Below are 20333 nucleotides of genomic sequence, written 5' to 3'. Positions count from 1 at the left end.
CGATGTTCAGCGATCTCGGCAGCGACCTGCGCAGCGCGGGGCGTTACCTCGGGCAGGCGTTGCGGCTGATGGTCGGCCTGCCCGACTACGACACCTACGTCGCGCACATGCGCGAAACCCATCCGGACCGCGAGCCGATGACGTACGAGGAATTCTTCCGCGAGCGTCAGAATGCGCGGTACGGGTCGGGGGCGGGGAAGTGTTGCTGAACCGGGCCGGTGAAGCCGCCAGGTAGGGCGGTCCGGTGACGGACCAGGAAGCGCCGCGAAGGCATTCGCGGCGCTTTTTTCTTTTGGGAGCCGGGCGACGCGCGCGGGCGCTGCCGTCGCCGCCGCGTTTGACCGGCTTCAGCATGGCTCGCTCGCCGCGCCGGTATCATAGGGCTTTTGCTTTTTCCGATGAATCCGCGCAGGAGAATCCGTCGTGCATGTCGGTGAGCGTTTCAACAGCATTTCCCATCTCGTCGGCGCGGTGTTGTCGGTGGCAGGGCTGGTCGCGCTGGTGACGATGGGCGCGCTCGATCGCGATCCCTACAAGATCGTGAGCTTCAGCGTGTACGGCGCGATGCTGATCCTGCTCTACGCGATCTCGACGCTGTACCACAGCGTGCGCAACCCGCGGCTCAAGGCGATCCTGCAGAAGTGCGACCATTCGGCCATTTATCTGCTGATCGCGGGCAGCTACACGCCCTTCGCGCTCGTCACGCTGCGCGGCCCGTGGGGCTGGTCGCTGTTCGGCGTGAGCTGGGGGCTCGCCGCATTCGGGATCGCGCAGGAGCTCACGCTCGGACGGCGCACGCGCATCGTGTCGATGGTGCTGTACGTGCTGATGGGCTGGCTCGCGCTCGTCGCGATCCGCCCGCTGATCCATGCGCTGCCGCCGGTGGGGACCGCCTGGCTCGTGGCCGGCGGCGTCATCTACAGCGCGGGCATCTACTTCTTCATCAACGACGAGCGCATCCGCCACGGGCACGGCATCTGGCACCTGTTCGTGCTGGCCGGCAGCCTGTGCCAGTTCGTCAGTGTCGCGATGTACGTTGCGTGAGCGTGGACGTGGGCGGCACCGTGCGCGTCATGCGCGTCCGGCCGCTTGTGCTGCGCCGCGCAGCGCCATGAACCCGACCCATCCCCAGTAGACGCGGTGATGCGCGATCAGCCCGTCGCGCAGATCCATCACCTCGACGAGATCGACCTGATCGCCTTCCGGCGTTTCGCGCGGATATTCCCATATGAGTTGCCGCCCGTTCGAGAAGAACAGGCCCGTGCGGTGCCAGCGTCCGAGCTTGTTGCCCGGATTGCGCAGGCCCGCCGCGAAGAACTCGCCGATCGCGGCCTTGCCGTGCAGCACGCCCGCGCCCTGATCGGGCAGCGTGACGACGATCAGCGGCGTTTCGAGGATCGCGTCGTCCGCGTACAGCGACATCAGCGCGTCGAGGTCGCGTGCGACGACGGCGGCGTGCCAGTCTCGATGGATGCGTTGCGCATCGGTGTCGGCGTGGGTCATGACGGGTTCCGGCAAGCGTGGATAACGGAACCACTGTATTGATGCAACGCCGCCGGACGTTTCAGCGCAAACCGAAACGTGGATGTCGCGCAAGCCGCCGTCAGCCCCTCAGCCTCCCAGCGCGCCGAGATTCAGTTCATGCGATTGGCCGATCCACACCGCGCTGTCGCGGTGGTCGCGCAGTTCGTCGTTCGTGTTCGGATGCAGGAAGATGTCGAGCGCGCCGTGATTCAGCACGAGCCACGGCACGATGGTGTCGAACCGCGCGGCGTCGAACGCGATCTGATACGACCACGCAGGATGCGGGCCGACGAGGCGTTCGTGAAAGCGGCCGAGCTCGATGATCGCGCCGAACCGTTCTTCGACGACGAGGCGAAACGCCCAGGCCGCGTCGCGACTCGCGGCGTCGAAGTAGACGTGTGCGTGCCAACTGTCGATGGCGGAGGTGTCGATGGCGGACATGGCGGACTCGAGTGAAGAATGGGGAAGGCAGGAGAGCCGTGACATACGGCCGATGCGCAATTATCGCGCTTACTCGTCGGACACGTCTTGTCTCGGAGCGGTAAATCGGCGCGGAGGATTTGCCGCGCGTCAGCGAAACCGGCTCGTTCGATAGGATTTTTCTCGCGTGCATCCAAGCATGCCGCATCGCGCCGAAAGCCTTGCCGGGCCAAGCTTCGGCCGAAATCTCGGCGGAAATACGTCATTTCGAAAACTGCAAAGGCGATTCACGTGCTGCTTCGAATCGTCTGCGAAAACGCGATCAGGTAGTTGAATGAAATAAAGAAATTCCGCACAGGCGGCAGTCGCGAATGCGCGGATCGCGCCCCGGCTGCCGGTGCCGAAAATATCAATTGCGGAATCGGCTATTCAAGCGCACGGCCCCGCGGCATACGATGACTACACCGCATCGATCATCGAGATCGATGCGGAAACAACCATCTGGAGGCCATGATGCGATCCCTTGTTTCCCTTGCTGTCCTGACCGGCGCGCTTGTCGTGCTGCCCGTCGCAAGCTTCGCGCAGTCCGTCGACACCGAGTGGCAGAACGCCGCGCCGTTGAACTGGAAGGCGGCGCGTGCCGAGACCGACGTGCAGCTGATGCAGATGGCGCGCGCCGGCTATCGTGCGACGGCAGCCGGCAACCAGAACTATCCGCTCGCGATGCAGCGTGCGCTCGAGCGCGTGCACAACCCGTTGCCCGACCGCTCGCAGGAAGAGAAGGCGGCGATGGAGCAGCGTGCGGCGCGCGATGCGCAGACCGGCCATCCGGTGAAGGCGTTCTTCGTGAAGACCGCGTACTACCTGAAGGGCGAGAACACGTTCTGATGCGGGAGACGAGCATGGCATGCGCGAACCGACTCCCCGCCGCGTTGCGCGCGTCGCTGCTCCGCCGGCTGCCGGCGGCGTGCGCGACGCGGCGGCGGGACGACGTGTACGGCGCGCGGCGCCGCGCGAACGGCAATCGCGACGCAAGCCGCAGTGGCGTCGCGTGCCGCACCGTGTGCCCGGCATTCGATGCGGACGACGTCGCCGCAAGCGAGGACGAATCATGAAGGCCGTCCGGAAGGGCCGTCGCCGCCCGCCGTTGACGCGCGAGTGGCTGCTGCCGCTGCCGCCCGCGCATGTGCGCGACATTTCGCTGAAGTGCCACATGGCGCTCGTCGCGCTGCGCGGCGAGCACGGCAACGAGGCATTGCTGATGCGGCTGCGCACGAGCGTCTATCTGGTGTTCCTCGCGCTCGACGATGCGGTGTCCCCCGACGCGAGCATCGACCTTTGCGTCGAGGCGGAACGCGTGCTCGACGCGAGCGTGGCGCGCGCCGCGCAAAGCGGCGCATGGACGCTGCACGACGACGAATGCGCGGTGCTCGAGCGCGTGCTCGCCGCGAACGACGCGTGTGTCGCGACGCTCACGCGACACCGGCTCGCCGAGCTGTGGAATCACGTCTGCACGTTTGCGTCGGCCGAACAGCCGGCACTGGTCGCGCACGCGGCGGCGAAGATGCGGGAGCCGGCCGTTCTGCATTGAGCGGCGGCCACGCGACCGACGCCCGGGCCGTGTTTCGTACGAGTCCCATTCACGGGGGCTGACTCTCGCCGTCTAATGTCACGACACGAGCCGAACGGGTTCGGTCGATGACGATCCATCCTCGCGTTTGCGACGATCGTGCGTGTCGGCGCGAACGCATTCGTTTCAGTCAGGAGGAGCGATGGCGCTATACAGGATCGGCGGCTATTTCACGTGCGGAATCGGCCGCGCATTCAGCGAGAACCTGCCGCCGGGCAGCGAAGTGAAGATCGCGGGCATCTATCGATGCACCGTGTGCGGCGACGAGATCGGTATTGCGAAATGGCAGACGCTGCCGTCCGAGGAAACCCATCAGCACGATCTCGATCCGCCGTCCGATCCGCTGCTCGATCCCGGCCCGACCGCCTGGCAGCTGATCGCGGCGGCGGAGTCGCGACACTAGTCTGGGCGAGCGGCGTGCGCATTGCGATGCGTGCGCGGATGCGCGGCGGCCCCGTTCACGAGGCCCGACAAAACAAAAGCGCCACGGAGCGAACTCCGTGGCGCTTTCTTGCCGCCTGCCTGCGCGGAGGCGTCAGCCTCCACGTGGCGACACGCGCTTAAGCCGCCGTTGCCGACTTCGCCGGCTTCTGCAGCTTGCCCTTGCCGGCGCGCTGGATTTCGTCGAGCTTGATCTCGACGTGGCGCGAGAACACGTACTCGGCCGGACGCTGCTTCGCGATCGAGATGTCCGGTGCGAACGGGCCGTCGGTCTTGATGCCCTTCTTGCTCACGCGCAGCGCCTTCAGCGGATGCGAGATCGTGTCCATCACGGCGGTGGCTTCGAAGCCGCAGTGGACCATGCAGTCCGCGCACTTCTCGTAGTTGCCGACGCCGTAGTTGTCCCAGTTCGTGTCTTCCATCAGTTCCTTGAAGGTCTTCACGTAACCTTCGCCGACCAGATAGCACGGCTTCTGCCAGCCGAACACGGTGCGTGCGGGGTTGCCCCACGGCGTGCACTTGTACGTCTGGTTGCCGGCCAGGAAGTCGAGGAACAGCGACGACTGGCTGAACGACCAGCGCTTGCCGCCTTCGCCGCGCTTCAGGATCTCGCGGAACAGGTTCTTCGTCTTGTCGCGGTTCAGGAAGTGCTGCTGATCCGGCGCGCGCTCGTAGGCGTAGCCCGGCGACACGGTGATGCCGTCGACGCCGATCGGCTCGAGCGTGTCGAAGAACTTCGCGACGCGCTCGGGGATCGCATCGTTGAACAGCGTGCAGTTGATGTTCACGCGGAAGCCGCGGCGCTTCGCTTCCTTGATGGCCGCGACCGCCTTGTCGTACACGCCTTCCTGCGACACGGAATGATCGTGCATCTCCTTGTCGCCATCGAGGTGGACCGACCAGACGAAGTACGGATTCGGCTCGTAGTCGTCCATCTTCTTTTCCATCAGGAGCGCGTTCGTGCACAGGTACACGAATTTCTTGCGCTTCATGATGCCCTTGACGATCTCCGGCATCTCCTTGTGGAGCAGCGGCTCGCCGCCGGCGATCGACACGATGGGCGCGCCGCACTCGTCGACGGCGCCCAGGCATTCCTCGACGGACAGGCGCTGGTTCAGGATCGGGTCCGGATAGTCGATCTTGCCGCAGCCGTTGCACGCGAGGTTGCAGCGGAACAGCGGCTCGAGCATCAGCGCGAGCGGATAGCGTTTGTTGCCGGACAGGTGTTGGCGCATGATGTATGCGCCGACGCGGACTTGCTGGAGCAGCGGAATAGACAAGAGATGTCCTCCTTAAACTTCGCGGGCGACAGCTTGCGTAAGCTTCGCCGGCAACTTGAATTCGACTTTTTCTTCACGGCCCGCCATCGTCGTGACATCGACGGGCCCCAGCGCGCGCAGCGCGCCGATTACATCCTCAACCATTTCCTCGGGTGCCGACGCGCCGGCGGTCAGGCCGACCGTCTGCACGCCCGCGAACCATTCGGGCTTCACTTCCGAGCCGTCGGCGACGAGATAGCTCGGCACGCCGCTTTCGGTGCCGATCTCGCGCAGGCGGTTCGAGTTCGAGCTGTTCGTCGCACCGACGACCAGCAGCACGTCGACCTGGCCGCTCAGTTCGCGCACGGCGGCCTGGCGGTTCTGCGTCGCGTAGCAGATGTCGCGCGTGTCCGGGCCGACGATGTCGGTGAACCGGCGCTGCAGCGCTTCGATGATGCCGCGCGTGTCGTCGACCGATAGTGTGGTCTGCGTGACGTACGCGACCGGCGTATCGACCGGCAGCGTCAGCGTATCGACTTCTGCCTCGCTCTGCACGAGGATCACCTCGGCCGGAATCTGGCCGATCGTGCCTTCGACTTCCGGATGGCCCGCGTGGCCGATCAGGATCAGCCGGCGGCCCGCCGCGACGTACTGGCGGCCCTGCACGTGCACTTTCGTGACGAGCGGGCAGGTGGCGTCCAGCACGTCGAGCCCGCGCGTTTCGGCGTCGCGTTCGACCGTCTGGGCGACACCGTGCGCGCTGAAGATCGCCACGGCGCCGTGCGGCACCTCGTCGAGTTCCTCAACGAATCGTGCCCCTTTATTACGCAGATTTTCGACGACATGCCGGTTATGCACGATCTCATGACGCACATAGACCGGCGCGCCGTGCTGTTGCAGCGCGCGATCGACGATTTCGATTGCGCGGACAACCCCCGCACAGAAGCCGCGGGGCTGGGCAAGGATGACTCGCATATATGAGCGAACTCCGACGACAGACGCCGGGGTTCGAGGAGCTGGCACGGCTCGCTCGCCCCGGCTTGATGTTATGAAGGCAGGAACGAACCGGCCAGGCCAGGCCCCGGAACCCCGAATTAATCGCGCATTTTAACCCTATCGGGCCGTCCGTGCTCTGGTGCTGTATCTAGCGTGTTGCATCCACAGCAGAGCCGCGTCGGCGCTGGCGCGCGCGGAACCCGGTAAACTGCGCGCTTTCGCGGGCAGCCGGTTCGGCTGCCCGGCGTCGCGCTCATTTCAAGGCCATTCGATGACCGTCGATTCTTACGCGTATTGCCCTGCCGCCCGTGCGGTCATGGACTCTTTTACTCCGACCCTCAATATGCTCGACCGATCATGCGCCGCAGGCGCCCGGGCCGTTCGCGCCGGTGTCCGGCAGGGGGCTTGCCGATGATGCTGGCGATCACTTTCCTGGTGTCCGGCCTGTCGCTGTTGATCTGGATCGTGCTGCTCGTCGCGCGCGGCGGTTTCTGGCGCGCGCGGCCCGCGCGGGCGCTGCCGCCGCAGGCGCGCGGCGCCGCGGCCGAGGCCGGCTGGCCGGCCGTCGTCGCCGTCGTGCCGGCGCGCAACGAGGTCGACGTGATCGCTCAGGCGGCGACGTCGTTGCTCGAGCAGGACTATCCGGGCGATTTTCATCTGATCATCGTCGACGACCACAGCGACGACGGCACCGCCGACGCGGCCCGCGCGGCCGCGCTCGCGATCAACCGCGCCGAGCGCCTGACGGTGCTGGCCGCGAAGCCGCTGCCGTCCGGCTGGTCCGGCAAGGTATGGGCGCAGTCGCAGGGCATCGCGGCGGTGCGCACGCTCGGGCTGCCGGCCGACTACCTGCTGCTGACGGATGCCGACATCGGCCATCCGCCCGACGCCGTCGCCCAGCTCGTCACGCGCGCGCAGGCCGAACAGCGCGATCTCGTGTCGCTGATGGTGCGGCTGCGCTGCGATTCGTTCTGGGAGAAGGCGCTGATCCCGGCGTTCGTGTTCTTCTTCGCGAAGCTCTATCCGTTCTCGTGGATCAACAATCCGCGCAACCGGACGGCCGGCGCCGCGGGCGGCTGCATGCTGGTCAAGCGCAGCGCGCTCGAGGAGGCGGGCGGCATCGAATCGATCCGCGGCGCGCTGATCGACGACTGCAGCCTCGCCGCGCAGATCAAGCATCGCGGCAGCGGCCGGCATCCGATCCGGCTCGATCTGGCCGAGCGCAGCGTGTCGCTGCGTCCGTACGACAGCTGGCGCGACATCTGGAACATGATCGCGCGCACCGCGTTCACGCAGCTCCATTATTCGCCGCTGCTGCTCGCCGGCACGCTGCTCGGGATGACGATCATCTACCTCGTGCCGCCCGTCGCCGCGCTGGCGTACGGTGCGCGCGCGTGGCCGGCGTGGCTCGCGTGGGCGTCGATGTGCACCGCGTATGCGCCGATGCTGCGCTACTACCGGCGCTCGCCGCTGTGGGCGCCCGCGCTGCCGCTCGTCGCGCTGTTCTACGTCGGAGCGACGTTCGCGTCCGCGTGGCGCTATTGGCGCGGCAAGGGCGGCCAGTGGAAGGCGCGGGTGCAGGCGCCGGTGGAGCGTTGAACTGAAGGATGCCGGCGTGTGCCGGCTGACTTCCAGGCCTCGGAAAGCAGACAGCCCGATCGGTGTGAACCGATCGGGCTGTCTGCTTTCTGTTGCGCTACGTCGAACACCAATGAGCGATCAGGTGATACCGAATTCCGACATGCTGGAGCGCAGCGTTGCGCCGCATGTCGTCTTGTGCCCATCGAACGCTACCGGGCGACCCTCAACCACGAAGTTCGGGTCGCCTTCCGCGATTACGCAGACTTGATGCCCTTCAATCGGGCAGATACAGGGATCGCCCATTCGGGCGACTGCTTTGCCGTCTACGTCAAAATTTGATGCGCCGCCCTGGACTTGTCCACCATGGTCGGTCGCGTCACCTACTCGAATAACGTTACGCATCGGTCGTCGTTCTCCGTCACCCTTGCGGGGCAGCGTTGCCCTCATCCACCGCGCCCGGCGGCGCAACGTCGTCAACTGCAACCAGCGTCCACGTTGTCGGCACGCTGTGCTTTGACTCCCGACCCAACACACGGTCCAGAATGCCTGGTTGATTCAATATTTCGATCGATGGCATGACCGCTCCGAGTTCGAAGTATTGACGGCTACCGCCGACCACGGAAAGCCCATTCGCTTCAGGACACGTCCACCAGCCGCTGCGGGGACAGGCCGCCCCAGTCTGCACGATGCTGTTTAAGGGAACCGGCGGCGTCCCTGCTGTACTTACTTGGCCTCCACCGGATGTTGGGCGTAGCCGTACTGAGTTCACAATCGACTCGAATAGCTTGGTTGCTTGTTCTTCCGTCAAACCAGGGCGTTGATCCTCGCGCGTCGTCAATTCAACCGAAAGCGTAGGTTTCAGTGGCTGCAAGTGTTCCCCTTGCGCTTCCCAATGAAACTGATAGGCCCGGAAACCTGCGTCGGTGGGGAGCGACCATAGGCCTTCCTCACCCTTGCGGCCATTCACATCGTGCTCGCCGCGCCGCAATGTGCGAATTCCTGACACAAGAGATTGCAGTGCGCCCGGCACTACGCCACTATCGACGCGCTGCAGCAACGATTTTGCATCCGGCTTCGCGGTCATCGTTGTTACATGAATGAGCAGTCCCGGTGCACTCGATAATTTGAACGTAATCGACGCAATTTCGTGTTGAGATGTCTTCCCATCATCTGCGAAAAAGCCGTCTCTCAGGCAAAACCCCGCTTGTGTAGGAATTTCATTCGGAGTGCGGGCGCGAAGACTTGGCAAGAATTTACTTTGCAGCTTCTCGGTTAGCGCTGCGTATTTGTCCGTGTCAAATCCGTCTGCGTCAATGAAGAACGTCCGTCCATTAATCCATTTGTAAGCTTCAAATCCTTCAATCTTTCGCCCATAGAGAGTGGTTGATTTAAGAAATACCACCCCGTTGGTACGCAAGTCGATCGCGCGATCAAATGCAAGATCACTTTTACCCTCCGGTCTTTTAAGGCCGGCTTCCCGTTCCTGCATTCTTTTTTGGAAGGCTGCGATATTTGGGTATCGCGTATTTGTTTGAACGGGGCCAAACATATATTCGCCCATCTGCGCATATAGTTCCATGTTTGCCGGAACATCGACAAGGAATCGGCCAACACAGTATGTCTTCGAGTCATTCATGTTCGGTTCGCCAGCCATACAAGTCATAGACAAAAATGTGAGGGTCAATGCAATTAGTCGTTGTACCTTCATGCGCTTCCCTGAGTAGACGCGCCAGTTTGCTGGACTGGTGGCGCGAGTTGTACGATCTTCGCGATGCACCATAACACACACTCGCGCACGGGTTCGTTGTTGTACGACATTTGATGATCGAAGCCAGACATGCGAAATGTGACGGGCTGAGAACCACTTTCGACAATCAAATTCCCGGAGTCGAATGGGACCGTTCCGTCTCCGGAAAATGTGGTATCGCTGATCTGATCATTTTTAGGTGGCGGTGGTGCATTTTCCAACTTAAAAATCGCTTTTTGTTGGGCTACCTTCAACGTGGATTTTCCAAATAAATCGAAGTCGTTGGTTTTTAGTGTGGGGAGTTGCCATTCAAATTCGGAGCCGACTTCGTCTTTGGTGGACCAGGTGACGCTTCCGAAAGAAACCTGTTTTTTGTCTGCGCCATAATATGCATAGGTAACCGGATGGCAATACAGTTGCAAGGCATCGTGAAAATCCTCTGCTTTTCCGATGGCCTTGGAGTAACGATTGATATCTTTGGAGCCGACGTCATTGTTCAGGCCGGCTGGATTAATGAGTGATTCATTAACCATTCCCCACCAAACGTCTTTCACTGTAGTGGAGTAAATTTCTGCATACGGATTCGATAGCGGAAGCGCGGGCATTGCTTCGGTTTTTTTCCCGTTGGCATACCGTGTAAACTTTAGCCATCCTGGCGCGAAGTGCTTGGTCGGCAAGAGTTCCAGCGGACCGGACGAATTTCCCATCACGCACACAATATCGGCTGCGCTCCATCCCATGATTTCCGCCACCAGCGCACCTTCGATATTGAACGTCCCGTTCACTTCAGTACCCGCGCGGAAGCGCCGATACACAACAGGCGCGCCGCCCACCGGTTGCACTCCATGGACGACACCTAACACAGTATCCGGTCCTGCGTTGCTTGTCGTGCCGCTAGCTGATCCGTCCGTCGCTCCCCCGGAGTCCAGCGGTTTGACTTGCGTTTCGTTCGCGTCGTCCGATTTTTCTGTTCCTCCGACTCGCCTGTCATCGCTCGACGTTGTGCTTCCGCGGCCGCTCAGTTTTTGCGCAGCACGGCGCGCAACAAGTCCGCCCATTGAGTGTGTGACGATGATGACTTTGCCGGTAGAAATCCAATAGGAACCTTTCTTGTAATACTCGATGGCTTCGTCGATACGTTTGATGAGTTGATCCGCAGATGCGTCGTTTGAAGCAAGCCAGTTGTAACCACATACCCATACCGGATAGTAGTACTGCGACACTCGAGAGAATTCATCCGACGCAAGCGGCTCGATTGTCACACCCTGCGGGTTCCACTCCTTGCGAACGTCGACCTTCTGATTCTTTACGATTCGCTCTAGTGTCTGAGCTACTTGCCAAACGTCCTTCGGCTTTTGGGCATCGGAAGGCAGTTCGGGTTCGACGAACGGTTCGTTCAACGCATATTCAAGTTCAGCAAGAATCCCGCCGTAACTATCGAAGTGAATTTCTCCCCATCCACGTCGCTTCGCCTCGTCATTCGTCAACGAGAACAAATATCGTGGAATATTTACCTTTCCGCTGCGGTCCACTTCGACTCGCTCAGGGCCAATCTGCATTTGTCTGGCCGCGGCGCTTTGATGCAGTCGCCGGAACCATTCGCCTAGCCCCGCCATCTTGCCGTTAGGCGGACTCCATGCGGGTTCGCCAGGCTTGGTCGCGTTCTTGTTGCCGCAGAGATTCGTTCCCATGATACCCGGCACGAAAATCACAGGAATGACGTGCCGCGGCGGTAGTTTACCGAGCGCACATACTTTGAACGATTCCGGACTCATAACGCTATCAAAGTACGGGTTGCCGTTCACATCGAACCGAAGCGGAATGCGACGATACGCTTGCTTTACTCCACACTCGGAATTCTCGTTTGCAGTTTCAGCGGTAGCCATTTCTATTGATATTTTTCTGTGTTCAGTCAACCGGCCGGAATGTAACCGGCCGAATTTCGCTATCGTTCGCGAGCTGCGAGTGCGTGCCATCGGCCCCTAGCTTTCCCTGATCGCGAATGCCACCGGCATCATCCAGAACCTCGTGCGCGAGCCCAACATGCGGCTTGCCGTCTGGGCCGACCACCTTAAACCGTTCGTCCGTCTTCATTGACGAAGTCGGCATGTTCGGTAGGTCGGCCGTACCGCCGCCGCCCGTCACTGCCTGAAAGCCGCTCGATTCAATCCGATGCTCACCTGTCGACGATTGGACGATCTTCCCGTTCGAAATTTTTATCACTGCGCCGTTTGTTCGCAGTTCCAGTTCCGGTGCTTCCAGAATCAGCTTTTCCAGCGAGTAAATATGCAAACGCTCGGACGTGCCGATCTCACCCTTGCCTTGGTGCGCCTGAATGGTCAGGTCGCCCGATCCCACCATAAGCTTCATCCCGGCTTTGGCGAATGCCGATAGCCCCTGCGCGGCGCGCATCAAAATGCGCCGACCGGCGCTGATGTTCGCATCCTGAGCTGCTACCGATTCAACATTCCCGCCTGCGACAGCAAGAACGTTTGCCGGGCTGGACATCGCGATACCGTCCGGCGCAGTAACGCCGATCGCTGCCGCTCCGCCGTCGTCTGTCCACTCACGAATGCTTTTCGTCAACTTCTCTTGCGGACCTGTATCCGTTTCGTAGGCGTCATGCGTCGACGACAGTTCGCTCAGCCTCTTCGCGATAGATAACGCGAGTTCCAATTGACCGGTCAATTCAGCCCGATCCAGCACGCGTCCGCTTGCATTGTTGCGGGCATCTGTTGAAAGGAGCATCCCGCGTGCGGCACGAATTGCGCCCGCCAGATCGGTGCGAAGTTCGAAACCCTCGCCGCGCTTTTCCGATACACCCTTGTTGCGAGGATGGCCGATCCAGCCCTGATTCAGTTGAGTTTTGCCGTGTTCTGAGGAGAGTTTGGTCTTGGTCTGTGCGGTCGTGTCATCAAATTGCAGTTCGCCATAGCCAGGACCGCCGATTTCCTTCGACCGAATGCCGTATAGCGGCGCGTTGTCGGGCAAATCGCCTGCGCTGGCGAACTGCACGGGCGCATGTCGCGCGTCGAACATGTTTGCGACTACGATCGGCTTATCCGGATCGTTCTGCATGAATAGAACGAGAACCTCGGAACCGACCCGGGGCCAGAACGCTGTCCCGGATTGCGCATCCGCCCACGGTTGCGCGACGCGCACACGCGCGGAGTCGCGTGGTGTGCCGCTTGCGCCGCTATCGGGATGGTCGTCTCGCCGGGCAAACAGGAATTGCACGCATATCCGCCCTTGTTCGTCCACATCAACTTCACCGTTTCCGACCACGCGTGCACTGATTGGACCGACGGCCGGAACGCAGGACGCGTCCCACTTCGGAACGATATGCGTCGATGCTCGAACACACTCGAAGCGATTGAGGACCGGACTATCCTCTTCGATTGCGAACCTGCCTTTCCCGGGGGAATTCGGGAGAAGACTGTTTCGCACCTGCGTCTCCACATGCGTCAACACGAAGCGACGGTCTTCGGCGGAATGCTTGTCGATCTCCGGATGGCCAGCCATCGAAAAGACGGTGCCTGAGCCACCCACGAATGCGCGAACGACACTTTGACCGGCAAAGTGCTTTGCACCTTGCGAGAGCGCAAGCTGGCGACGCTGCATAACCTGTTCGTAGTGGTCGGCATTTTCCGCGACGTGCGGCGAGTCGTACCAATATTGGGTTAGCGTCGCGGCAAGGGCTTTACCGTGTTCGCCTTGGTCCTGTGAAGTCGTGGTGTCAAGTTGTTTGACACCGGCGGTTTGATAATCATGTGATGCCGCATACACGGCACCGGGGGCAAGTTCTCTGTACGCCTCCCACGCGAAAATCGTGTCGTCCGGTTCCGTCGCGTCCGCACGATTGAAGCGTACAAGGCCGGCCGGATTTGCCTTCCATGCGTCCGTTCTGTCGACAAGATTCAATGTGTGAACAGGTGCGCCATTCTCGATTGCGTGCGTGAAGTACCAGCTAATGCCTTCGCGACGCCACAAGCGAGTCATGAATGCGAGGTCACTTTCCTTCGCCTGCATCGTGAACCCACGACTTGGATAGGTGCCGAGCGCACTTGTATCGAGTCGAAACGCTGCACCGATGACCTGATTGCCAGTCGTATGCTCTTGAATGATCGCGTGTGAAATGTCGACAACCGATGCATCGCGAAATACACGCCAGGTTACCCGTCGATCAAGCAATGAAAGCGCGTCGGTGCACACGAATTCGTAAAGCACGAAACTGCCATCGGCGGCCAATTGACGCGCTTCGCAAACGATTGCACAAATGGTTCGTTCAGTACCTGCGACGTCGCCTACCTGGAACGCCACGGGCGCACCGATGAATGCCTTCAGTGGCATTGAAATATCGCTGGATAGCGCTTGCAGGGTGAACCTGAGCGGCTCGCAAATACCTTCGCTTGAAGTGAGTTGATGTGGCAAGACGGCATTGCCCGGCAGGCCCATCGATGGGGCGAACTGCACTTGCAGCAACCGGCGCGATTGTGTGAAGCCGGATAGCAGCCGTTCAAAGTTCGGAAACTGCGCCGTGACGGCGCGGATAAGTTCTGTTGGATTCATTGTTATTTTGTGCTCTCAGGTCTCGACGATTACCCGTGCCGTGCAGCTTACCCCCGCTTGTCGATCGGCGTTTCAATCTTCCAGTCATGCACGGTACATATCCGAAAGATTGTAAAAGCCAGTCGGCGCGCCACAAAAAATTAAACCTTACGAACTACTTTTGCTGCTGTCAATCAAGCGATCCAAAAACCTGTCAGCCTTGACAGATATTTCGCGACTAGTTGTGAGCCAATCAGAGATTTGAATATGTGACAGCGCACACAGCCCTTGAATCCTCAAGTGGGTCAGCGTCATAAAAAATACCCCGGGGGACGAACGGAAAATTCGACCCCTCGGGGTATAGATCAATCGGTGCGAACCGATCGGGCTGTTTCTTTGCGGCGGTGCTGCGCCCGCTTACCGCTGCGTCAGCATCATGTACATCTGGATCACGACGTCCGGCGAGAACGTGAACGGCACCCAGCCGTAGCCGGTGTGGCGCGCGACCAGCAGGCGGTCGCCGTTCGACTGCTTCTGCACGGCCATCATCGGGTTCTTCGTCGTCACGAAGCGCCAGCCGGCCGGGATGCCGGGCGGCGGTTCCGGCTGCATCGACGCGCGCGCATGCGCGAGTTCCTCGATCAGCTGGCCCAGTTGCTCCGGGTGCAGCGTGATCGACTGGCCGTTGACGGTCAGCGTCAGTTCGTTCTGCGACGGGCGAGCGACGTGCAGCGTCGGCTTGTCCGCGGGCGTGTCCGCGGCTTCGATAGGGGCGACTTCGATCGCGCCGGCGGCGCCGTTCGTCGCGACGACGGCGGTGCTCGCATCGGCCGGCGCCGAAGCGCCTTCATCGGCGGCAACTGGCGCGGCAGCGGGTTCGACAACCGGCTCGACGACTTCGGCCGCGACGGCCGCAACGGCCATCGCGTTGTCGGACGCCGCCGGGTTCGTCGCCGCGTCCTTCACAACAGCTTCGACGAGCGCTTCCGCGTCGGCGATCGCCTTCGCGTGACGCTCGGCGGCCGCTTCGGCCTGCGCGATCGCTTCGCTGTGGCGTTGCGCGACGGCCTCGGCTTCGGCAGTGGCCTGCGCGTGGCGTTGCGCGGCCGCGTCGGCTTGCGCGATGGCTTCAGTGTGGCGCTGCGTGATGGCTTGCGCTTCGGCGGTCGCATCGGCGTGGCGCTGCGCGGCGGCTTCCGCTTCGGCGATCGCCTGCAGATGACGCTGCGCGAGCGCTTCGGCCTCGGCGATCGCGGCCGCGTGACGTTGCGTCGCGGCCTCGGCTTCGGCGGTCGCATCCGCGTGGCGTTTCGCGGCGGCCGCGGCCTCCGCGGTGGCGGCGGCATGACGCTGCGCGGCGGCTTCCGCTTCGGTCGCGGCGGCGTGATGACGTTGCGCGGCCGCCTCGGCTTCGGCGATCGCGGCCGCATGGCGCTGCGACGCGGCTTCCGCATCCGCGTGACGCTGCGCGAGCGCTTCGGTCAGCGCGGTCGCTTCGGTGTGTCGCTGGACGGCGGCTTCGGCCTGCGCGGCGGCTTCGTTGTGGCGTTGGGCGGCGGCTTCGGCCGCGGCGGTGGCATCGGCGTGGCGCTGCTGCGCGGCGGTGGCGTCGGCGGCTGCGGCCGTGTGGCGCTGCGCGGCGGCCAGCGCTTCGGTCTCCGCGGCGGCGTGACGCTCGGCGGCGGCCTGGGCTTCCGCCGCGGCGGCGCGCGCGAACGCTTCCGCGCTGCGTGCCGCCTGCTGCGCGGCGTGGTGATCGTGGAGCAGCTGATCGACGCCCGCGTTGAGCGAATCGATCTGATCGTTCAGGTTCATGCGTGTCTTCTCTGCGTAAGACCCGCGATTTTAACCGCTGCGCCGGTGCCGGTCCGTCAGCGACGTGTAACAAAGTGCGCAAAGCGGCGTGAAGCACGCCGCGTTGTGCTATTTCAGATAGCCCGCCGAGCCGAACCAGTCGAGCGCGTCGCGCAGCCCTTCGCGGTACGGACGCGCGCGGTAGCCAAGCTCGCGCTCGGCCTTCGCGGACGTGAAATACATCTTGTTCTTCGACATCCGCAGCCCGTCGACGGTCACGAACGGTTCCTTCTTCGTGAACTTCGCGACGGCCTCCGCGCCGAGCGCGAGCGGGTAGAGCGGCCAGCGCGGCAGCGCGATCGTCGGCGCCTTGCGACCCGTCATCTGCGCGATGTCGGCCAGCATCTGCTGCAGCGGCAGGTTCTCGCCGCCGAGGATGTAGCGCTCGCCGATCCGGCCGCGCTCGAGCGCGAGGAAGTGGCCGTGCGCGACGTCGTCGACGTGCACGAGGTTCAGGCCGGTATCGACGAATGCGGGAATCTTGCCGAGCGCGGCTTCTACGATGATGCGGCCGGTCGGCGTCGGCTTCACGTCGCGCGGGCCGATCGGCGTCGACGGATTGACGATCACGGCCGGCAGCCCTTCGTCGGCGATCATCCGCTCGACCGCGCGCTCGGCCAGCACCTTGCTGCGCTTGTACACGCCGATCGCCTGCTCGGCGGTCAGCGGCCGGTTTTCGTCGGACGGATCGCCGGCACTCGTGACCTTCAGCGTCGCGACGCTGCTCGTGTAGACGATCCGCTCGACGCCTTCGGCACGCGCCGCGCGCATCGTCGCGACCGCGCCTTCGAGGTTCGCGCGCTCGATCTCGTCCGGATCCGGCGCCCACAGCCGGTAGTCGGCCGCGACGTGCAGCAGGTAGCGCACGCCGCGCAGCGCGGCGCGCATCGACGTCTCGTCGCGCATGTCGCCGGTGACGATCTCGGCGTCGAGATCCGCGACGTTCGTGCGCGGGCTGGTCGGGCGCACCAGCACACGCACCGCATAGCCTTTCTGCTGCGCGATGCGCGCGACGGCCGAGCCGACGAAACCGGACGCGCCGGTGACGAGAACGAGATCGCGGGTGGTATCAGTCATGCGTTTCCTTCAGGGCCGCGCGGGCGGCGCGGCGGTTGTGCGTCGGCGAGATTGTACGTGGTCGGCGCGCCCGGCGACGCGAGCGCCGCGCGTGGCGGCCGCATCGGGCGGCGGCCGACGCCCGGCCTGCCGGGTGCGTGTAGGAAGCCGCCGACGCGACTACAATGCCGGGCTTGAATGCAACAGGAGGGCGACGCGATGAGCCGTAATGAACTGGACGAACGGATCGAGACCTACTACGTGCGGGTGCGCGGCGTCGTGCAGGGCGTCGGCTTCCGTCACGCGACGGTGCGCGAGGCGCATGCGCTGAAGCTGCGCGGCTGGGTCGCGAATCTCGAGGACGGCAGCGTCGAGGCGATGATCCAGGGCCCCGGCGCGCAGATCGACCGGATGCTCGCGTGGCTGCGCCACGGGCCGCCGGCCGCACGCGTGACCGAGGTCACGTTCGAGGAACGTCTGATCGAAAGGCGCTTCGATCGCTTCCAGCAGCAGTAAGGCGAAAACAACATGACGGGGTATCCGGAGGCCGGGCGCGGCATCGTGCTGTCGGTGCTGGCGTCGACGCTGTTCGCGCTGATGTCCGCTTACGCGAAACTGCTCGCGCCGCTCACGGGGCTCGACATCTTCGCGTGGCGCATCGTGTGGACCGCGCCGGGCGCGCTCGCGCTGATCGCGCTGCGCGGCCGCTGGCCCGCGCTCGTCGAGCTCGTTCGACGCAGCGTGCGCGACTGGCGCCTGCTGATCGCGCTGCCGGTGAGCGCGGCGCTGCTCGGCCTGCAGCTGTGGCTGTTCCTGTGGGCGCCGCTGCACGGGCGCATGCTCGAAGTGTCGCTCGGCTATTTCCTGCTGCCGCTGACGATGGTGCTCGTCGGCCGCTTCTACTATCACGAACGGCTCGATCCGCTGCAATGGGCGGCGGTCGCCTTCGCCGCGCTCGGCGTCGCGCACGAGGTGTGGGCGACGCGCGCGTTCGCGTGGCCGACGCTCGTGGTCGCGCTCGGCTATCCGCCGTATTTCGTGCTGCGCCGCCGGATCAACGCCGATTCGCTGGCCGCGTTCGCGGTCGAGATCGTGCTGCTGTGTCCGTTCGCGCTCGCGATGGTATCGACGAGCGCGACGCCGGTCGCCGGCCATCCGCTGCTGTGGGCCGCGCTGCTGCCGGGGCTCGGCGTGCTCAGCACGCTCGCGCTCGCGAGCTACCTGAAGGCAAGCCGGATGCTGCCGATGGCGCTGTTCGGCATCCTCGGCTACGTCGAGCCCGTGCTGCTCGTCGCGGTGTCGCTGCTGCTGCTCGGCGAGACGCTGAGCGTCGCGCAGCTCGCGACGTACGGGCCGATCTGGGTCGCCGTCGCGCTGACCGCGTGGCACAGCGCGATGCTGATGCGGCGCCTGCCCGCGCGTCGCTGAGCGTTGTCTTTCGCGGCACGACCGCCGCGCGGAAACGGGCTACGCGTTGCGCGTTCGTCGCGTCGAATTCCCGCGATCCTGGCGTCGAACTGGCGACGCACTGACGTCACGCTGACCGCGTCGCCAGCTTCGTATCACCGCCGTCACCCGTGTAATCGAACAGAAGATTCCGTTGCATTTTGTTACTTAGGGTATCCCCCACCCGGACACTAGACTGATCTGACCGTCTTCTCTTCGTATGCGGCTTTTCCATGAACGGTCATCTCCGTGCCGGGCCGGCCGGGCTGGCGCGATGCGAGCATACGCGTATCGCCGCTGATCGGCTGCGCCTTCTTCCTTTCGACTCCTCCACCGGTGCATGCCGCGCCGTGCTCGCGCGGGTGCGGCCATGTCGCTGAGCATGCCGCCCGCCGCCGCGGCTGCGCCGGCGCGCGGCGGCCGCTTGATCGAAGTCGATTTCTTCCGCGGGATCGTGCTGCTGATGATCGTCGTCGATCACATCAGTGCGAGCGTGCTGTCGCGCGTGACGCTCCATGCGTTCGCGCTGTGCGACGCGGCCGAGGTGTTCGTGTTCCTCGGCGGCTTCGCGACCGCGAGCGCCTACGGCGCGATCGCCGACCGGCACGGTGCGCGCGCCGCGCAGCGGCGGTTCGTGCACCGCGCGATGCAGATCTATCGCGCGTTTCTCGCGACGTCGACGCTGATGCTCGTCGCGTCCGCCGTGCTCGACCATTACGGGATCGACGCGCCGAACCTCGCGCTCGACGACGTCAGCGTGATGCTCGCGTCGCCGCTCACGGGCGCGGCCGAGCTGCTCACGTTCCAGCGCCAGCCGTATCTCGCGTCGGTGCTGCCGATGTACGTGCTGTTCGCGCTCGCGTCGCCGGTCGTCGTGCCGTTCGCGCGTCGCCACCCGTGGCTGCTCGTCGCGTTCAGCGCGGCGTCGTGGCTCGCGGCCGGCTGGCTCGGCCCCGAACTGCTGGACACCGATGCGTTCCGCTGGAGCTTCAACCCGTTCGCGTGGCAGCTGATGTTCGTCGGCGGCGTGCTCGCGCGCAGCCAGCCGTTCTATCGGCACGTCGCGCTCGGGCGCTGGAGTGCCGCGGCGACCGGCGTCGCGTGTGCGATCGTGCTCGGCTGCGCGAGCTACAAGCTGTTCTCGGGGCTGCCGGTGCCGGAAGGCGTGCTCAAGCGCGATCTCGCGCTGCCGCGCATCGTGAGCTTCGTGGCTCTCGCGTGGCTGATGGCCGACTGCGTGCGCTACGGCTGGATCGCGCGCATTGCGCACGCCGTGCAGCCCGTCGTCGCGGTCGGCCGGCGCGGCCTGATCTGCTTCGTCGCGGGCGCGGCGATCTCGCTCGTCATCGATTCGCTGCTGCATCCGGTCGCGAACGGCGCCGAGCTGCGGCATATCGGCGTGGGCCTCGCGGCCGACGCGTGCGCGGTGGGGCTGATGATGGCCGTGGCCGGATCGGGATCGTGGTTCGCGCGCTGGCGCGGCGCGGCCGCATGAGCGGCGCGGGAGCGCGCGCGGGCGGCAGGCAAGGAGCCCGCGCGGCGTCGGAACGCTCAGTGAGGTGAGCCGATGCGGGAGCGGGGGGCCGCCGTCGCGTCGTCGGATTCGGTGTCGTCGCGTTCGTCGGACTTCGGATCGTCCTCCTGCGCGAGCACCGCGTCGGCTTCGGCCGCGGCCCGTGCCGCGCGCAATGCGGTGCAGCGCTGCGCGTGCCGGATGTCCGACAGTATCCTCAAGAGCCGAGTCGTTTTGCTTTTCATGATGTTCTCCCGCCAGTGCGCACCGCGATGGAACGGTTGCGCCGTTGCAACCAGTGTAGGACGTGCTGGCCGT

The 20333-nt window shown here is 63.8% G+C and carries 21 protein-coding genes; 10 read left to right on the top strand and 11 right to left on the bottom strand.

The window, feature by feature from the left end; genetic code table 11:
• Window positions 1-2: 2 nt before the first annotated feature.
• Together SB771_RS23300 and trhA are read left to right on the top strand one after the other, a co-directional pair.
• On the top strand, window positions 3-209 hold the full coding sequence (locus SB771_RS23300) for a YbdD/YjiX family protein (protein WP_006480280.1): 207 nt from the start codon (window positions 3-5) through the stop codon (window positions 207-209).
• 214 nt (window positions 210-423) lie between these two features.
• Window positions 424-1044: a PAQR family membrane homeostasis protein TrhA gene (trhA, locus tag SB771_RS23295; RefSeq protein WP_006761278.1), complete on the top strand. Its 621-nt coding sequence runs from the start codon at window positions 424-426 to the stop codon at window positions 1042-1044.
• Window positions 1045-1071: 27 nt separating this feature from the next.
• Here the strand turns inward: trhA and SB771_RS23290 are convergent, their stop codons facing one another.
• Both SB771_RS23290 and SB771_RS23285 read right to left on the bottom strand, forming a co-directional pair.
• Window positions 1072-1503, bottom strand: coding sequence for a nuclear transport factor 2 family protein (locus SB771_RS23290; RefSeq protein WP_175659970.1), 432 nt, complete (start codon window positions 1501-1503; stop codon window positions 1072-1074).
• A 108-nt stretch (window positions 1504-1611) separates the two neighbouring features.
• Window positions 1612-1965: a DOPA 4,5-dioxygenase family protein gene (locus tag SB771_RS23285; protein WP_175659971.1), complete on the bottom strand. Its 354-nt coding sequence runs from the start codon at window positions 1963-1965 to the stop codon at window positions 1612-1614.
• Between the two features lie 492 nt (window positions 1966-2457).
• Between SB771_RS23285 and SB771_RS23280 the strand changes: the two genes are divergently transcribed.
• The 4 genes from SB771_RS23280 (at window position 2458) to SB771_RS23265 (ending at window position 3977) form a co-directional block, all read left to right on the top strand.
• Entirely contained in the window at window positions 2458-2832 is a 375-nt protein-coding gene (locus SB771_RS23280; RefSeq protein WP_175659972.1) for a hypothetical protein, read from the top strand.
• A 14-nt stretch (window positions 2833-2846) separates the two neighbouring features.
• The gene (locus tag SB771_RS23275; protein WP_175659973.1) at window positions 2847-3059 is read left to right on the top strand and encodes a hypothetical protein; all 213 of its coding nucleotides are present in this window, start codon (window positions 2847-2849) and stop codon (window positions 3057-3059) included.
• Entirely contained in the window at window positions 3056-3535 is a 480-nt protein-coding gene (locus SB771_RS23270) for a hypothetical protein (protein ID WP_105832587.1), read from the top strand. The genes SB771_RS23275 and SB771_RS23270 overlap by 4 nt, the downstream gene beginning before the upstream one ends.
• Before the next feature lie 181 nt (window positions 3536-3716).
• Window positions 3717-3977 (top strand): hypothetical protein, encoded by a 261-nt coding sequence (locus SB771_RS23265; RefSeq protein WP_006750234.1) that lies wholly within the window; start codon window positions 3717-3719, stop codon window positions 3975-3977.
• A gap of 157 nt (window positions 3978-4134) precedes the next feature.
• On the opposite strand, the gene hpnH is transcribed toward SB771_RS23265, so the two are convergent.
• Together hpnH and ispH are read right to left on the bottom strand one after the other, a co-directional pair.
• The gene (gene hpnH / locus SB771_RS23260) at window positions 4135-5295 is read right to left on the bottom strand and encodes an adenosyl-hopene transferase HpnH (RefSeq protein ID WP_011659819.1); all 1161 of its coding nucleotides are present in this window, start codon (window positions 5293-5295) and stop codon (window positions 4135-4137) included.
• A 12-nt stretch (window positions 5296-5307) separates the two neighbouring features.
• Entirely contained in the window at window positions 5308-6249 is a 942-nt protein-coding gene (gene ispH, locus SB771_RS23255) for a 4-hydroxy-3-methylbut-2-enyl diphosphate reductase (protein ID WP_011659818.1), read from the bottom strand.
• 432 nt (window positions 6250-6681) lie between these two features.
• Between ispH and SB771_RS23250 the strand changes: the two genes are divergently transcribed.
• Complete coding sequence (locus SB771_RS23250; RefSeq protein WP_105784686.1) at window positions 6682-7869, top strand: glycosyltransferase; 1188 nt, start codon at window positions 6682-6684, stop codon at window positions 7867-7869.
• Window positions 7870-7989: 120 nt separating this feature from the next.
• Here the strand turns inward: SB771_RS23250 and SB771_RS23245 are convergent, their stop codons facing one another.
• From SB771_RS23245 to hpnA, 6 genes are all read right to left on the bottom strand, one after another.
• Entirely contained in the window at window positions 7990-8253 is a 264-nt protein-coding gene (locus SB771_RS23245; protein ID WP_175659974.1) for a PAAR domain-containing protein, read from the bottom strand.
• A 16-nt stretch (window positions 8254-8269) separates the two neighbouring features.
• The gene (locus SB771_RS23240) at window positions 8270-9487 is read right to left on the bottom strand and encodes a T6SS immunity protein Tli4 family protein (protein WP_175659975.1); all 1218 of its coding nucleotides are present in this window, start codon (window positions 9485-9487) and stop codon (window positions 8270-8272) included.
• Between the two features lie 68 nt (window positions 9488-9555).
• The gene (locus SB771_RS23235) at window positions 9556-11484 is read right to left on the bottom strand and encodes an esterase/lipase family protein (protein ID WP_175659976.1); all 1929 of its coding nucleotides are present in this window, start codon (window positions 11482-11484) and stop codon (window positions 9556-9558) included.
• A gap of 22 nt (window positions 11485-11506) precedes the next feature.
• The gene (locus SB771_RS23230) at window positions 11507-14167 is read right to left on the bottom strand and encodes a type VI secretion system Vgr family protein (protein WP_175659977.1); all 2661 of its coding nucleotides are present in this window, start codon (window positions 14165-14167) and stop codon (window positions 11507-11509) included.
• A 396-nt stretch (window positions 14168-14563) separates the two neighbouring features.
• On the bottom strand, window positions 14564-15961 hold the full coding sequence (locus tag SB771_RS23225) for a phage tail protein (RefSeq protein ID WP_175659978.1): 1398 nt from the start codon (window positions 15959-15961) through the stop codon (window positions 14564-14566).
• Between the two features lie 108 nt (window positions 15962-16069).
• Entirely contained in the window at window positions 16070-17077 is a 1008-nt protein-coding gene (gene hpnA, locus SB771_RS23220; RefSeq protein WP_175659979.1) for a hopanoid-associated sugar epimerase, read from the bottom strand.
• A gap of 198 nt (window positions 17078-17275) precedes the next feature.
• On the opposite strand from hpnA, the gene SB771_RS23215 reads away from it, so the two are divergent.
• The 3 genes from SB771_RS23215 (at window position 17276) to SB771_RS23205 (ending at window position 19997) form a co-directional block, all read left to right on the top strand.
• Entirely contained in the window at window positions 17276-17572 is a 297-nt protein-coding gene (locus tag SB771_RS23215; RefSeq protein WP_041491699.1) for an acylphosphatase, read from the top strand.
• Between the two features lie 12 nt (window positions 17573-17584).
• Window positions 17585-18484 carry an EamA family transporter RarD gene (rarD, locus tag SB771_RS23210; RefSeq protein WP_012367073.1) on the top strand — a complete coding sequence of 300 codons (900 nt, stop codon included), beginning with the start codon at window positions 17585-17587 and terminating at the stop codon, window positions 18482-18484.
• A gap of 388 nt (window positions 18485-18872) precedes the next feature.
• Entirely contained in the window at window positions 18873-19997 is a 1125-nt protein-coding gene (locus SB771_RS23205) for an OpgC domain-containing protein (RefSeq protein WP_175659980.1), read from the top strand.
• A gap of 56 nt (window positions 19998-20053) precedes the next feature.
• Here the strand turns inward: SB771_RS23205 and SB771_RS23200 are convergent, their stop codons facing one another.
• Window positions 20054-20260: a hypothetical protein gene (locus tag SB771_RS23200; RefSeq protein WP_126226232.1), complete on the bottom strand. Its 207-nt coding sequence runs from the start codon at window positions 20258-20260 to the stop codon at window positions 20054-20056.
• Window positions 20261-20333 lie beyond the last annotated feature (73 nt).

This window comes from Burkholderia sp. SIMBA_051 (assembly GCF_046534915.1).
In the GTDB taxonomy this organism is placed as follows: Bacteria; Pseudomonadota; Gammaproteobacteria; order Burkholderiales; family Burkholderiaceae; genus Burkholderia; species Burkholderia ambifaria.
Note: the sequence above shows the minus strand (reverse complement) of the source record. Positions and strands in the feature narration are given on the sequence as shown.

What these genes read in the sequence shown, in the direction of transcription:
- SB771_RS23245 (WP_175659974.1), bottom strand. Translation starts at nt 8,253, where the DNA reads ATGCGTAACGTTATTCGAGTAGGTGACGCGACCGACCATGGTGGACAA.
- SB771_RS23200 (WP_126226232.1), bottom strand. Translation starts at nt 20,260, where the DNA reads ATGAAAAGCAAAACGACTCGGCTCTTGAGGATACTGTCGGACATCCGG.
- SB771_RS23250 (WP_105784686.1), top strand. Translation starts at nt 6,682, where the DNA reads ATGATGCTGGCGATCACTTTCCTGGTGTCCGGCCTGTCGCTGTTGATC.
- SB771_RS23270 (WP_105832587.1), top strand. Translation starts at nt 3,056, where the DNA reads ATGAAGGCCGTCCGGAAGGGCCGTCGCCGCCCGCCGTTGACGCGCGAG.
- rarD (WP_012367073.1), top strand. Translation starts at nt 17,585, where the DNA reads ATGACGGGGTATCCGGAGGCCGGGCGCGGCATCGTGCTGTCGGTGCTG.
- SB771_RS23205 (WP_175659980.1), top strand. Translation starts at nt 18,873, where the DNA reads ATGTCGCTGAGCATGCCGCCCGCCGCCGCGGCTGCGCCGGCGCGCGGC.
- SB771_RS23290 (WP_175659970.1), bottom strand. Translation starts at nt 1,503, where the DNA reads ATGACCCACGCCGACACCGATGCGCAACGCATCCATCGAGACTGGCAC.
- SB771_RS23215 (WP_041491699.1), top strand. Translation starts at nt 17,276, where the DNA reads ATGAGCCGTAATGAACTGGACGAACGGATCGAGACCTACTACGTGCGG.
- SB771_RS23230 (WP_175659977.1), bottom strand. Translation starts at nt 14,167, where the DNA reads ATGAATCCAACAGAACTTATCCGCGCCGTCACGGCGCAGTTTCCGAAC.
- SB771_RS23240 (WP_175659975.1), bottom strand. Translation starts at nt 9,487, where the DNA reads ATGAATGACTCGAAGACATACTGTGTTGGCCGATTCCTTGTCGATGTT.
- SB771_RS23280 (WP_175659972.1), top strand. Translation starts at nt 2,458, where the DNA reads ATGCGATCCCTTGTTTCCCTTGCTGTCCTGACCGGCGCGCTTGTCGTG.
- hpnA (WP_175659979.1), bottom strand. Translation starts at nt 17,077, where the DNA reads ATGACTGATACCACCCGCGATCTCGTTCTCGTCACCGGCGCGTCCGGT.
- SB771_RS23275 (WP_175659973.1), top strand. Translation starts at nt 2,847, where the DNA reads ATGGCATGCGCGAACCGACTCCCCGCCGCGTTGCGCGCGTCGCTGCTC.
- ispH (WP_011659818.1), bottom strand. Translation starts at nt 6,249, where the DNA reads ATGCGAGTCATCCTTGCCCAGCCCCGCGGCTTCTGTGCGGGGGTTGTC.
- SB771_RS23235 (WP_175659976.1), bottom strand. Translation starts at nt 11,484, where the DNA reads ATGGCTACCGCTGAAACTGCAAACGAGAATTCCGAGTGTGGAGTAAAG.
- SB771_RS23225 (WP_175659978.1), bottom strand. Translation starts at nt 15,961, where the DNA reads ATGAACCTGAACGATCAGATCGATTCGCTCAACGCGGGCGTCGATCAG.
- SB771_RS23285 (WP_175659971.1), bottom strand. Translation starts at nt 1,965, where the DNA reads ATGTCCGCCATCGACACCTCCGCCATCGACAGTTGGCACGCACACGTC.
- SB771_RS23265 (WP_006750234.1), top strand. Translation starts at nt 3,717, where the DNA reads ATGGCGCTATACAGGATCGGCGGCTATTTCACGTGCGGAATCGGCCGC.
- SB771_RS23300 (WP_006480280.1), top strand. Translation starts at nt 3, where the DNA reads ATGTTCAGCGATCTCGGCAGCGACCTGCGCAGCGCGGGGCGTTACCTC.